General features: G+C 62.9%; 11 protein-coding genes. 2 read left to right on the forward strand and 9 right to left on the reverse strand.

The window, feature by feature from the left end:
- Positions 1-3 precede the first annotated feature (3 nt).
- The 8 genes from DM813_RS27425 to DM813_RS27460 all read right to left on the reverse strand — a co-directional run bounded on the left by DM813_RS27425 (position 4) and on the right by DM813_RS27460 (position 10,098).
- Complete coding sequence (locus DM813_RS27425; RefSeq protein WP_128326543.1) at positions 4-819, reverse strand: SDR family NAD(P)-dependent oxidoreductase; 816 nt, start codon at positions 817-819, stop codon at positions 4-6.
- The gene (locus tag DM813_RS27430) at positions 809-3,268 is read right to left on the reverse strand and encodes an efflux RND transporter permease subunit (RefSeq protein ID WP_241653252.1); all 2,460 of its coding nucleotides are present in this window, start codon (positions 3,266-3,268) and stop codon (positions 809-811) included. The genes DM813_RS27425 and DM813_RS27430 overlap by 11 nt, the downstream gene beginning before the upstream one ends.
- 3 nt (positions 3,269-3,271) lie before the next feature.
- A complete protein-coding gene (locus tag DM813_RS27435) occupies positions 3,272-4,330 on the reverse strand; it encodes a WD40/YVTN/BNR-like repeat-containing protein (RefSeq protein WP_128326544.1) in 1,059 nt (352 codons plus the stop codon).
- A gap of 57 nt (positions 4,331-4,387) precedes the next feature.
- Entirely contained in the window at positions 4,388-5,755 is a 1,368-nt protein-coding gene (locus DM813_RS27440) for a DUF1329 domain-containing protein (protein ID WP_128326545.1), read from the reverse strand.
- A gap of 14 nt (positions 5,756-5,769) precedes the next feature.
- Entirely contained in the window at positions 5,770-7,452 is a 1,683-nt protein-coding gene (locus DM813_RS27445; protein WP_128326546.1) for a DUF1302 domain-containing protein, read from the reverse strand.
- 83 nt (positions 7,453-7,535) lie between these two features.
- Positions 7,536-8,657, reverse strand: a complete 1,122-nt coding sequence (locus tag DM813_RS27450; protein WP_128326547.1) for an FAD-dependent oxidoreductase — start codon at positions 8,655-8,657, stop codon at positions 7,536-7,538.
- A 97-nt stretch (positions 8,658-8,754) separates the two neighbouring features.
- Entirely contained in the window at positions 8,755-9,153 is a 399-nt protein-coding gene (locus DM813_RS27455; RefSeq protein ID WP_128326548.1) for a Rieske (2Fe-2S) protein, read from the reverse strand.
- 3 nt (positions 9,154-9,156) lie between these two features.
- Positions 9,157-10,098 carry a VOC family protein gene (locus tag DM813_RS27460; RefSeq protein WP_128326549.1) on the reverse strand — a complete coding sequence of 314 codons (942 nt, stop codon included), beginning with the start codon at positions 10,096-10,098 and terminating at the stop codon, positions 9,157-9,159.
- A 273-nt stretch (positions 10,099-10,371) separates the two neighbouring features.
- Here DM813_RS27460 and DM813_RS27465 point away from each other — a divergent pair, with 273 nt between their 5' ends.
- Together DM813_RS27465 and DM813_RS27470 are read left to right on the forward strand one after the other, a co-directional pair.
- Positions 10,372-11,319, forward strand: a complete 948-nt coding sequence (locus tag DM813_RS27465) for a LysR family transcriptional regulator (RefSeq protein WP_128326550.1) — start codon at positions 10,372-10,374, stop codon at positions 11,317-11,319.
- Positions 11,320-11,471: 152 nt separating this feature from the next.
- On the forward strand, positions 11,472-12,629 hold the full coding sequence (locus DM813_RS27470; protein ID WP_128326551.1) for an alpha/beta hydrolase family protein: 1,158 nt from the start codon (positions 11,472-11,474) through the stop codon (positions 12,627-12,629).
- A 42-nt stretch (positions 12,630-12,671) separates the two neighbouring features.
- Here the strand turns inward: DM813_RS27470 and DM813_RS27475 are convergent, their stop codons facing one another.
- Positions 12,672-13,949: an OprD family porin gene (locus DM813_RS27475; protein ID WP_128326552.1), complete on the reverse strand. Its 1,278-nt coding sequence runs from the start codon at positions 13,947-13,949 to the stop codon at positions 12,672-12,674.
- Positions 13,950-13,956 lie beyond the last annotated feature (7 nt).

Raw genomic sequence — 13,956 nt, forward strand, 5'->3', positions numbered from 1 at the left:
CCTTTAGTTGCCATCGCCGATGGTGGTGCCACCGTCGACGATGATGTTCTGACCGCTGATGAAGGCGCCGCCGGGTGCGGCCAGTAACAGCGCCAGGGCGGCGATTTCTTCAGGGCGCCCGACACGGCGCAAGGGTGTGAGCGCCAGGCGGCGCTGCATCACCTCGGGGTTATCCGTGAGGGGGCGGGCGAATTCGGTTCCGATCACGCCAGGGCTGATGGCATTGACGCGGATGTTGCTGGGCCCCCACTCGACGGCGAGGTTGCGCGCCAGTTGTGCCAGGCCCGCCTTGGATATCCCGTAGAGCCCAAGCGCTTTGTTGCCGCGCACGCCGGCAATGCTCGCCATGAGAATGACGCTGCCGCCGCCTTGTGCGGCCATGGCCGGGAGCAAGTGGCGGGCAAGCCAGACGCTGCTACGCAGATTGACGGTAAGCGTCAGGTCCCAGTCAGCGTCGCTGGCGCTGGCGATCGGCCCCAGGTGCGGTGCGACGCCAGCGTTGCAGACCAGCACGTCGATCCGGCCCAACTGCGCCAGCGCCTGTGTTGCCAGTTCAACGACGTCAGGCTGGCAAGACAGGTCAGCAGGCACGGCATGGGCCTCTATACCGGCGTCCCGCAGCACGGCGGCGGTATCCCGGGTGGCCTGAATGTCTTCGCTGCTGACAACCAGCCTGGCGCCGGCGCGACCCAGCTGCCAGGCGACCGCCAGGCCGATTCCGCGTGTTGCACCGGTAACAAGCGCTGTTTTGCCGGCAAGTGAGAACAGGTCATTGTGCAAAAGCGATTGAGCTGTCCCGGCTTTTTGATCACGCGACATGGTGCACCGCCTTGTTCAAACGGATGTCGGCTGACGTCGTACCTGGCGAATCAGCCGTCGGAACCGTTCCGGCTGCGGTAACGCGACGCGGCAACAGGAAGTAGGCGAGGGCTGGCAGCAGTATCAGGGCACCGACCATGTTCCAGACGAACATGAAGGCCAGCAGCACCCCCATGTCGGCCTGAAACTTGATCGGCGAGAAGATCCAGGTGCCCACGCCGATGGCGAGGGTTACACCGGTCAGCATGACCACCTTGCCGGTGAACAGCAGAGCCTGGTAATACGCCCTGGACAGGCTGGCGCCCTGGCGCAGCTGGGCCAGCACGATACTCATGACGTACAGGGCGTAGTCGACACCGATGCCGACACCGAGGGCGATCACCGGCAGGGTGGCGACCTTGACGCCCATCCCCAGCGCAACCATCAAGGCCTCGCACAGAATGGAGGTCAGCACCAGCGGCAGGACCGCGCAGAGCACCGCTCGCCACGACCGGAACGTCACCAGGCACAGCAGGACAACGGCGCCGTACACCCACCAGAGCATGTCGTGGTTGGCTTGCTTGACGACGATGTTGGTCGCCGCTTCAATGCCGGCGCTTCCGGCAGCCAGGAGGAACGAGGCCTCTTCATCGCCGTTGTCGCGGGCAAAGGCTTCGACGTGATCGACCACGTTAGTGAGCGTGTCGGCCTTGTGGTCCTTGAGGTAGGCATAGACCGTCAGCAGGCTGCAGTCATCGTTGTACAGGCCGCGTGGCGCACCGGCGGTGACCATGTTCAAGGTGGCCTGGTTGTTCACCAGCTCGTACCACTTGGGGTTGCCCTCGGAGAGGCCGACCAGTACACGGCGATTCAACAAGGCCAGTGAGTTGGTCGAGTCGACGCCTTCAAGCCCGCGCAGTTGCCAGTCAAGGTCGTCGACGCGTTTGAGCGTGCTGTACGCCGAACACACGCCGGCCGGGGTCTTGACCATCACCGCGAAGACATCGCTGCTGGCACCGTAGTGCTGGGTGATATAGGCATTGTCACGGTTGTAGCGCGAGTCCGGACGCAGCTCGGGCGCTCCGGCATCCAGGTCGCCCACCTTGAGCTTGAGACTGACCGCATAGCCGCCACAGGCCATGAGCGCCGCGACGATCACGCACCCCGTAGCCCAGCGCTTGCGGGTAAAAAGGTCGAGAAAGCGCCAGACCACGTGCTTTTCTGCGCCGCCAGCCTCGGCTTCTTCGGCGCGCAGGCTGCGCCGCGCGGCGGTGGGGCTGACGCCGATATAGGACAGCAGCACCGGCAGCAGGATCAGGTTGGTGAAGATCAGCACCGCAACGCCAAGGCTGGCGATCACTGCCAGGTCCTGGATGACCTGGATCTTGATGATCATCAGCACCGCGAAGCCGACCGCGTCGCACAGCAACGCCGTAAGACCGGCCAGAAACAACCGGCGGAAAGTGAAGCGTGCCGCCACCAGGCGGTGCATGCCGCGGCCGATGTCCTGCATGATGCCGTTCATTTTCTGCGCGCCATGGCTCATGCCGATGGCAAACACCAGAAAGGGCACCAATACCGAGTACGGGTCGAGCTGGTAGCCCAGCATTGGCAGCAAGCCAAGCTGCCAGATCACCGCGACCAGCGAACAGGTCACCACCAGCACCGTGCTGCGCACACAACGGGTGTACCAATAGAGCACCGCAGCGGTTATCAATATGGCGGCGGCGAAGAACAGCACGATCTGCTTGAGGCCATCGATCAGGTCACCGACGACTTTGGCGAACCCGGTGATGTGGATTTCGACACCTTGTGCCTGGTACTTGCTGCGCAGCGTTTCAAGCCCGTGCGCGAAGTCGGTGTAGTCGAGTGGCTGACCGTCCGGCGTGCGCTCCAGCAGCGGCACATAGACAATACTGGAGCGCTGGTCGAAGGCCACCAGTTGGCCTATCTCGTTGGAGCGCTCCACGTTGCGCTTGAGTGCCTCCAGGCTGGCACTGCTGCCGTCATAGCCATCGGGGATGACCGGGCCGCCTTCCAGCCCCTCTTCGGTGACACCTGTCCAGCGTGTCGAGGGCGTCCAGAGCGATTTCATCGCTGCCCGGTCAACTCCGGGCAGCAGGTAGACCTCATCGTTGAGTTGCTGCAGCGTGTGCAGGTAATGACTGTCGTAGATGCTGCCCTGCGGGTTGACCACGGCAATGCGCACGGCATTGCCTAAACCGGCCAGTTCCTGGCGATGTTCCAGGTAATTGACGATAAACGGATGCTCGCGGGGAATCATTTTTTCGAAGCTGGCGTTAAGCGTCAGGCGTGTCGCCTGCCAGCCCAGCAGCAGTGTCGCGGCCAGGCACAGCAACAGCACCAGGGCGCGATGGTTGAACAGCGCGCGCTCCAGCAGAGAACCGGAAGTGCTGTCGAACTGATCGAGGCCGCCTGAAGACGGCACAGGGGAAGTAGGTACGTGCATGGCTCAGTCCGCGATGGTGTTAGGGGAGAAGGGCGCCAGGCGCCGTGGCCCGCCCATGCCGACGGCGACCAGGGCGCCATCGGCCGCCTCGGTAACGGCAGTCAGTGGCAGCCCTTCGGAGACGCCTATGGGTTGCAAGTGCAGATCGGTCAGCGCGCTGCGCATGAGCATCCCGGCCTGATTCACCGCCAGCAGATGCTTGCTTGCGATACGCAGGGCGTTCAGCGAGGCCGGAACAGGGTTGTTGACCGACTGGAAGCTTTGGCCGCCATCATCGGAGGCGAACAGCGTGCCGCGCAGGCCACCGACCAGCATCCGGCCGTTGGGCAGCAGGGTGGCTGCGAAGTAACTGCCCTCGTAGGGGCCCTTGAGGGCGTCAAACGTGCGACCGCCATTGATGGAGCGCAGCAGCAAGCCTTGCTCCCCGGCAATGACGACCTCATCACCCTGCCGCGCGACGGCATAAAGGTGCAGGCCACGGGGATTGGGCAGCGTTCCCATCAGGGACTGCCAGCTAGTGCCGCCATCCCTGGTGATCAGGGCAAGGCCGTAGGCGCCCAGGACAATGCCGTGGCGGGCATCAGCAAAGCTCATCGCCAATAGCGGTTTGTCGGCGCCATCGGCCAGCAATCGTTGCGCGGCCGCGATCCGCCGCGCGTCGTCGGTACGTTCGGCTGCTTTTAGTTCCAGCGCAGCCGCTTGCTTGCCATCGAGCTGCAGCTGCCAGCTTTCGCCGCCGTCATTGCTGTGCAGTACCACGCCGGAATGACCGACGGCCCAGCCATTGCTGGCGTCGGCAAACTGAACGGCGGTCAGCGTGGTGCTGACCGGGCTGACAGCCTGTCGCCAGTGTTGGCCGTTGTCATCGGACAGCAGCACCACGCCACGCTCACCGACCGCAACCAGGCGGGCGCCGGCAGGCGTGACGTCCAGGAGCACCGCGCCCAGTGCCTGAGTGCCGGCAAGCGCCTTCTGCGAAAGGACATCCACGGTTTCTGCTGCCCAAGCAGGCAGCAAGGCGCAGCTGGCTGCCATCAGCAAGCCACAGACTATCTTCTTCATCGCACGCAACCTTTGTTGTTCTTGTTTGCAGCAGGCGGGGCTTGCGCCCCGCCAACATCAGCGCACGCCTTCTCCGGCCATGGCGTCGGCGGTAAACACCGCATCCTTGTAGGGCGGCACGATGCGGTACTGCTCGTTCTTGCCGGCAAACACATCACCGACGAACCAGGCACCGGAGAGCAGGTCGTAGAACCCGGTCGTGAGCGAGGCGGTGCCCGGAAGGTCGGGCAGCACGACAGGCGAGGTCCACAGCACTTTCGCCAGTTGCCCCTGGGCGTCGTAGCGATCGCCAAGCACAGCTGTCCAGGTGTCCTCATCGAGGTAGTAGGTGCTTTTTGGCATGACGTGCCGGGCACCTTTTTTCAGCGTGGCTTCAACCACCCAGACACGGTGCAGTTCCCAGCGCACGGCGTCGGCTTTCATGTGGTGCTTGTCGAACAGGGCTTCGGGGCTTGAAGCGGTGAGTACGCGGTTGGCGTTGTAGGGGATGTACAGTTCTTTCTTGCCGACCAGCTTCCAGTCGAAGCGGTCGATGCGACCATTGAACACATACAGCTCGTCGAAGCTCATCACCCCCGCAGTGGCCGGTGTCGGGGTATCGCAACAGGCGTTTGGCAGGCGGCGGACCCGCCGCTGGCCGGGCAGGTAGGTCCAGGCCGCAGAGCTTTCGGCGTTGAGGTTCTCAAGGCCGGTGATGGCTTCGCCGGCACGCAGGGGCGGGCCATCGTTGGTCATGCGGATCGACCAGTACACGCCCTTGTCACTGCTGAAACCGGGGAGGTACCACGGCATCTGCAGGTCGGCCCGCGAATCGTTGGTCAGTACATGCTTGCCGTCTGCCGTGGTCAGGTACTGGGTGAAGCTGGCGTGCCAGGAAGCCCCGCGCCAGCGCAGCAGGTGGTTCCAGATCGCTTGCGCGCCGTCCTCGGGGATCGGGAACGGAATGCCGCCGGCAGCGCCTACTGGCATGGGGCCGGCCGGGCCGTCGACCAGTTTGCCGCTGGTGGCGTTGGCGAAGGTCGCCTCGTAGACCGACTGCGGAGCAGCGGCGCTGCGGTGGGTGGGGTACACGACGACCTGATAGCTGTCCGGGTATTTTTTCAGCATGGCCTGGGTGCCGGCCGAGAGCTTGTCGGCGTACTGCGCCATGTTCTGTGCGGTGATGGTGAGCAGCGGCTGGTCGGCCGCGAACGGATCACTGCGCTTGCCACCTGGCTTATAGGCAGGGTCGGCCTGGGTCAGGCCACCTTGCCACTCAGGGATGCTGCCGTCGGCATTGCCGGCGCGTTGCGCGCCAAACGGCGTCAGGGTCGACTTCAGTTTTGCCGCTTCATCGGCGGAGACAGCCGCCATGGCACCCTGAGCAATCATCAGCGAAGCGCTCAGGGCAGTGAGCAGGTGTACCCATTTATTGGTGTGTTTCATCGAAAAATCCTCGGTCAGAACGTGCGGCTGACGGTGAAGGCGATGAAGTCGCGGTCTTTGAGCGACTGTTCGAAGGTGTAGTGGTTATCGGCGTCCAGGAAGGTGTTTTCCGGGCCGTAGTAGTGCGTGTAGGTGAGGCCCAGGTTCCAGGTGTTGAGGTAGTTGCCTTTGATCCCGATGTTGATGTCGCCGCCGTTGTCGGCACCAAAACCTGTGCCCAGCGCCTCGGAGGCGCCGTTGGTGTAGCTGGCACCGATTGGTACAGAGACATCCAGGCCCGGCAGGAGCTGGCGGTACATGGGCTCGTAGACCAGGCGCAGGCTGGTGGCGTCGCGGTCGGCATTGGGGTCGAGGGCGTCGCTGTTCTTGCTGACACTCATGACCCTGTTCCAGGCAATTTCACCGAGGAAGCTCGCTTCCGGGGCGATGAAGTTCGGCTCGAGGCTGGACAGCCAGGACAGGTTGGCGTGCAGCGTGCGCCCCGTTGCGTACAACGGCTCATCGTCGTTGTTGATCGATTCGCCGGGGGCCAGGGCGTGCTGGCTGGTGGAGGCCAGGGGTTGATTCCAGCGTGTGGAAAGTTCACCGGCAATGTTGTAGTTGCCGACGGTGGTGGAGAAGCTTGCCCCCAGCGCCTCGATACCTTCCGGATACACCCAGTAGTACTCGCCGGCCTTGCCCGACAGCGGGTTAAGGTTGGCAAAGTCCGGGCGCACATTCAGCTGCGGGTTCTTGTCGTGGAAACGTATCGCGTACAGGCCCCAGTCGACCGTCTCGGTGCGCCAGCGCAGTTGCACACCGCCTTGCCCCGAGTCCTTCGCCTCTTTGTCATTGCCGTGATAAAAGGCCAGTGGCTGGGCCCCCGGAAACAGCGGCGCACCAACGAACATGCGCTCGTTGCCGTCACCGAAGGTGTCGCTGGAGGAAAAATAGCTGCCGGCGGCAGGCAATCGGTTAGCCTCCCATTCGAACTGGTAGTAGGCGCCAATGGAGACATCCGGGGTCAGTTGCAGCTGACCGGAAAGTTGCTGGACGGGGCGGATCAGTTCCTTGAACTGGGTGTTGGGCACCGACAGGCCTTTGACGACATCGATCGGTGCCATGCCGCCGGCGATACCGTTCATGCCGTAGAACAGGCTTTCGCCCCACTGCATGGCGTACTGACCGACACGACCGGACGCTTGCATGTCGCCGATTTCCGCCTTGCCGAAGATGAACGCATCCAGCAGTTCGCCCTTGCGGCCGTGCAGGGTGCGGGTGTCGTCGGTGAATTCGTCGTAACTCACCGAATAGCTGTTGGCCCGCGACGGGTCGTTGTTGTCGGTGTCACGGTTGTAGACATCGTCGTACCAGGCGGCGCCACTCAGGCGGGCACCGACGTTGCGGTAGGTGATATCCATCTCCGAAAGCAGATCGAGGCGGTTGGAGATCAGGCCCTTGTCGAAGTTGCGGTCGCCGTCGTCGAGGTTCTGCGCGGTCTGGCCCTCGATCAATTTGTCGCTTTGGTCCTTGGTGCGCCAGGCCGCGCTGTATTTGAGGGTGTTATCCCAGCGTGCCCGAAGGTCGGGGTTTCCCGTATCGAATTCAAAGGCACGGGCGTCCGGCAGGCCGGCGCTGATGGCCAGCACGGAGACAGCCAGTGCCAAAGGTTTGAGCGGCGGCAACGGCCGCGCAGGTGCGCGCTTGCGAGACAGCATTCAAGTCACCTCATTCTTGTTTTTGTAGGTCTGTGTTGGCGTGCGGGCGGGGGCAGCACAGGCGTGGCAGCCCCGCTGCGCTGTCAGACGGGGCGTGCCGTGACTTCGAGCATTTGCTTGACCAGTGCGATGCGGTCGAACTCCGGGTCTTTTTGCATTTCCTTTTCGCCCGCGAGCAGCGACTTCTCGCTGATGAACTTGCAGCGCTCGAACCTGCGCGCCATGAAGCGCTGCAGCTGGTCGGCCAGGTTGCCGCCAGTGGTGAGCTCTTCGCTGAGGACCACGGCGTCCTCAATCGCCATGCCCGCACCCTGGCCAAGGTGGGGCGTGGTGGCGTGCGCCGCGTCGCCGATAAGCAGCACACGGCCGCAGTACCAGGGCTCATCGACAAACACCGCCTCAAGCGGCTTGTAGACGACTTGCGCGTTGTCGGTGATCTGCTCGCGCAGTTGCTCGATCAGGCCGCCAAAGCCGGTCAGGCGTTTGCGCAGTTCCTCGGCCAGGGTGCGTTCGTCCATCCACGGGTTGCCCGGCTCGTGGGAGGTGGTGAACAGGTACATCAGGTCATCGGCCAGTGGCACCAGGCCGGCGTTGCCGAACGGGCCCTGGTAGTTGGCCAGGTGGTCGATTTCGGCGACGCGAGGGAAGTTGTAGCGCCACACCGATTGACCGGTGAACTGCGGTTGGTACGTGTCGCCGAACAGCAAGCTGCGCACCCTGGAAAACAGGCCGTCAGCACCCACCACCAAGGCATAGCGCCCACGGCTGCCATCGCTGAGCAGCACCTCGACGCCATCGGCATCCTGCTCGAACTGCTCGATGGAGGTGCCCAGGCGCACCCGGGTGCCCAGTGCGATGGCGGTTTCGCTGAGTACTTTGTGCAGCGCGCGGCGCGAGATGCCGACGTTGGCGGGGTACTCCGGCCCGGCCAGGCGCTGCCCGGGAATGCGCACCAGCGGCACACCGTCGGTGTTGTAGATGCCGACGTCCTCGAAGGCGTAGGCGGCGTCAAGGTAGGCGTCGAGCAGGCCCAGCTTGGCCATTTCGCGCACGACGTTGCTTTGCTGGATGATGCCGACCCCGTAAACCGTCCATTCGGTTTTCAGCTCGACCAGGTCAACCTCGATCCCTTTGCGGCGCAAGGCAATGGCGGCGCACAGGCCACCAATACCACCACCGACGATCAGTACGTTTGCAATAGTCATGACGTTACTCACGTGTTGTTCTTGTTCTGCGCAGCCATCACTGGATGCGGGCGTTTTTCGTGTGTGGCCCGAGTTTCCCGAGTGCCACAGCATTTGACTAATCGAGTCCCCGGATGCGACCTATCGCGCTACGCGATACTTCAATGGGCTGCCCCAGGGAGTCGATACACAGGCGCAACCAGCCGTCCTCGCAGCGAAACGCGAGCCCGGTCAACGATTGCCCCAGGCACGGGCCGAAGACGCATTCGCCGCTGTCCGGCATGAACTGCGCGCCGTGCGCGTAGCAAATGACCCGCTGCCCGTTGGCGGACAGGAACCGGTCCTTGCGGTACTCAAGGCGTACATCGAGATGCGGGCAGCTGTTGCGGTACACCCGCAGCGCGCCTCGATGCATGAGCGCAAACACGCTGTCGTGCCCTGAGTTGAACGGATCAAAGCCGATCGCCTGGCCTTCTTCGAGGTGCTCGAGCGGGCACAGCGCAACGCTGCGGTCCACGGCTCAACCCTGCTTGGGTGGCGGGCCACCCGGCGCCCATTTGTCGCGGGAGGTGAAGAGGAATAATTGCGAGTTGTCCGCGGACATCGGCGCCTGGCGAGCCGCCCAGGCGTCGTCGTGCTTGTCCATGTCGGCGTCGTATTCGATGTGGCAGCCCAATGGGCTGTTGAAATACCAGAACCAGTTGGAGCCGAAGAGGTGACGACCGGGGCCCCAGAAGCTCGTCCAGCCTTTTTCCTGGAAGCGGGTGCCCGCCAGCAGCACTTCGGTGCCGCTGCCCATATGAAAGGTGAAGTGCTCGCAGCCCTGCATGTGCGGCGGGGTCTGGATCATGAACAGGCAGTGATGGTCATCCATGCCGCGTGCGCGCATGAACGGGCCGACACCGACAAAACTGTCGGTGGTGACGAAGCCCAGGCGATCTCGGTAGAAGGCTTCACCTTTGGCCGCATCGGGGACGAAATACACCACATGCGAAAGCGAACGGGGCCGGGCGTCCATCTGTGGCGTGATACCCGGCTGATTGATCGGGCGTTGCGGCGCGCTGCCAGGGGCGTTGGTGAGGTCGGCAGGCGCCGTGAAGGGGCGGCGCCAGGAAACCTGGAAGGCAATCGCAAAGCCCAGGTCATCGACCGTGTGCAGGGCGCCATTGACGTCGCGGCGCACCTCGCGGTCGCGGCTCAGTTCATCTTCGATGGCGGCAAGGTCGGCGCTGCTTTCCACGCCGTAGATGGTTTCACGCAACGAAGGTGCGGGGCCCAGTGAAGGCGGCAGGTCCGGGGCGTCGGCAGGACGAATGATGATGGCCGAGCCGTCCAGGGACTCGAAGTGGCCCCCGTCAGCATCCAGGTGCACTGCACTCAGTCCGTAGTCACGCAGGCAATCCGCACAGGCTTGCAGGTCATCGACGCCAAATACCAAGGCATCAAGGCCAAGAATGTTCATGGCTACCACTCCATTGAAATTATGATCCGGCAGCGGGGCCGGTGGTGGTGTCGCTGCGCCAAGCTGGCTGCACGACTGGCGAGCAGGGTGCTGTCAGCGTCGGTGGCTGACCAATCGCAATGGGGGATGCCTGCTATCGGCAAACTCCATACATGGCTGCGAAACCCGCAGGCATTGGGCTGCCGGGGTGCGCGGCGCGCCGATGGCTTGACGTATCGAGAAGGGCGGACGAAGGTATCGCGAAAATAACTACAAAAACGGAGATGCATCGCCATGCGATTTCATCATTTGGATCTGAACCTTCTGGTGGCACTCGATGTGCTGCTGGATGAGCAGAACATCACCCGTGCTGCCGAACGCCTGCACATGACCCAGTCCGCTACCAGCGGCGTGCTCGGCAGGCTCAGAAAGTACTTTGAGGATGACCTGCTGGTGCAGGTAGGCCGGACCATGCAACCCACGCCCTATGCGCTGGAGCTGGCGAAACCGGTGCGTGAGGTGTTGCTGACGATCCGCTCCTCGATCACCGCCAAGCCGGTGTTTGATCCTGCCTCCAGCAAGCGGCATTTTCGCCTGGTCACCTCCGATTACCTGATCAGCGTGCTGTTTGCCCAGGTGATCCAGCGCATTTACCAGGCCGCGCCCGGGATCACCTTCGAGATGCACCCGCCTGGCGAGCAGGGCGTGGAGATGACCCTGCGCGGGGAAATCGACCTGATGATCGTGCCGGAGCGCTACCTGATCGAGGGGCATCCTTCGCAACTGCTGTTCGAGGAAGAGCATGTTTGCGTGGTATGGAGTGGTAACACGGCGGTCGGGGAGTCGCTGACGCTGGAGCAGTACATGGACATGGGCCACATTTCTGTCGGCTTTGGCCGCTCGCGACAGCTGAGCATTGAAGACTGGTTCATGAGTCAATACGGCTTCAAGCGCCGGCTCGAGGTCATCACCAACGACTTCAACACGCTGCCGCAGCTGCTGGTCGGCACCCATCGCGTGGCAACCATGCACCGCAGGCTGGCCGAGCTGTACTCGCATTACCTGCCGCTGCGCATCCTGCCCCCACCGGTGAAAATCCCGGTGATGCGGGAAATCATGCAGTGGCATCGCAGCATGGACGGTGACCCCATGCACCGTTGGCTCAGAGAGACCGTCCGCGAGTTCATTCAAACGCTCGACCAGGCCGGCGGACAGGTCAGCAAAGCGCTGGTAGTCAGCTAGCGCCCGGATGTGGCATCGCGTTTGCCGATACCTCGCATCCCCACTCGCGATTGGCCAAAGCGCGGCGCGCTGCATAACGTCCTGCTCTGATCGTGCCCGGTACGGCTGTTGCTGCCGGGCTCGCCTTCAGACCGCAAAAGGACAACAAGAACATGTTCCGCTACTTCCCCACGAATTATGTCTGGAACCTCTCGGTGGATCTCGCCATCGAAATGGGCGCTCGCCTGGGCGAGATCGAAGCGATGTGCGCGCCGCTGCAAGAGGCGGCCAAACAACCTGATGCAGCCGGCTCCGCTGCGTTTCGCCAGACCTGGTCATCGATGGCCGACAAACTCTGTGGCCTGGCCGAAGAAGACGAAGTGGCTGGACGCCTGTTGTCGGCAGGCGAAAAGTACAACCGCGCCGCCACTTACTACCTCACCTGCGAGCGCCTGCAGGCCCATGGCGCAGCGGGGCGTGAAGCACTGTATCAGCGGTTTCTGCACACCTTTGCCCGTGGCATTGCCTTGTCCGGGGAAAACTGCGAGCGCGTTGAAATCCCTTATGAAGGCAAGCACATCAGTGGCCTGTACGTGCGCGCCGAAGGGGTCGAAGGCCCGGCACCGCTGCTGGTTCAGGTCAACGGCCTGGATTCGACCAAGGAGATGAAATACCGCGTCGGCCTGCCGGCCTGGCTGGCCCGGCGCGGCGTGTCCTCGTTGATCATCGACCAGCCGGGAACCGGCGAGGCGCTGCGTCTGCACGGCCTCACTGCGCGTTTTGACAGCGAGCACTGGGCCAGCCGGGTGGTGGACTGGCTGGAAACGCGCAGTGACGTCGACGCCAGGCGCATCGGCATGGAAGGCGTATCGCTGGGCGGCTACTACTGTCCGCGTGCTGTGGCGTTCGAGCCGCGTTTCGCCTGTGGCGTGGTATGGGGCGCCAACCACGACTGGCGTGATGTGCAAAAACGTCGCCTTGAAAAAGAAGGCAGCTTCCCGGTGCCGCATTACTGGAGCCATGTCTGCTGGGTATGGGGGGCAAAAGACATCGATGACTTCATGCGCATTTCAGAGAACGTGCACCTGGACGGCATTCTTGACCGCATCAAGGTGCCGTTCCTGGTTACCCATGGTGAGCAGGACTCGCAGATTCCGCTCAAATGGGCTCACCGCACCTTCGAACAGCTGGTCAACAGCCCGAAACGCGAGTTGAAAGTGTTCACCGAGCGGGAAGGTGGCGTGCAGCACTCAAGTTTTGATAACAGCATCAATGCGGGTCACTACATTGCCGACTGGATCGCCGAAACCCTGGGCGGGCGTACGGCGTGAAGCGGGCGCTGCCTGTGCCAGGCACAGGCAGCGCCAACCGTTTCACCAGACCTTGAGGGTGTAGTCGACGTTTATCCGCGTTTCGTTGTCGCTGCGAAACGTCGAGGCCGCTCCCTGCTGATTGCGGTAGAACGCTTCCCTGACGCGAAACGCCAGGCCTTTCGCCGGGCCGGACTGGATTACATAAGCCAGCTCCAGGTCTTTGGACGATTCGCTGAGGTTGCTGCCCCCCAAGGCGGGCAGGTCAATGTTGTCACCGTGCAGATAGCGCACCATCCCGGTCAGCCCCGGAATCCCCGAAGCGGCAAAGTCGTAGTCATACCGTAGCGCCCACGTCCGCTCCCTGGGGTTGACGAAGTCGGCACTCATCGTGCCGTCGCTCAACACCACTGGCTCGCCACCGGCGATGTAAGGGAAGGCAGTGTCGCCAGACTGGCGCATGTAGCCGATCCCCACGCTATGGCCACCCCAGAGGTAGCTGAACATCCCGCCAATGTTGAGGTTATCGACGTTGCCAGCCTTGGCCTGGCCGTCCTCCCGGCTGTTGAACACGCGGATATCCGATCGCACCTTGCCAGCCCCGAACGGTAGCGTGTGCAGCACGCCGAAAAAGTCCTGGCGGTAGATGTCCTGCAGCTCGGCATGGATCAGGCGCACGGTCAGGCTGTCGGTCCAGCGATAGTCACCGCCATAGAAGTCGAAGCGTTCAGACGTCGCACCGGGCCTGAAGCGGCCATTGGGCGACGCCACTGCCATCGGTTGATAGTCGGTGGAATCGCGCAGGTTGACCCTGTCCATGCGTCCTGCATGAACGGTCAGGCGGTCTATGTCGTCCGAGATCAGGTAGGCGCCACGAAACGACTGCGGCAGAAGGCGCGCCGGGCTTGCATTGATCACCGGTAACGCCGGGAACTGCGTGCCCAGCGACACCCGGGTTTTCGACACTTTGCCTTTGAGGGCCAACCCGAGTTCCGAGTATTCGTCCCTTGCCTCACGGGTGACCGGGTTGTAGGCGAGCAACTGGGTACCGGTGCGATCAGGCGACGAGTCGAGCTTGAGCCCCAACAATCCGGTCATATCCAGGCCGAAGCCTACCGGGCCGTCGGTGAACCCGGAGTTGGCTTTGACGATAAAGCCCTGCGCCCACTCACGGGCAGCGGCGTAGGGCGTCTCGCCTTTGTAGTCGCGGTCCAGGTAAAAGTTTCGTGCGGTGAGCGTAACGCTGCTGTCTTTGATGAAGTCTGCAAAGGCACTTTGCGATAGCAGTGCCGCGAGTATTCCCAGGCCGGTCAGCCTGAAACTGAAAGCGTGTGTGTACATGCACTAT

This window comes from Pseudomonas alkylphenolica (assembly GCF_004025535.1).
GTDB lineage: Bacteria > Pseudomonadota > Gammaproteobacteria > Pseudomonadales > Pseudomonadaceae > Aquipseudomonas > Aquipseudomonas alkylphenolica_A.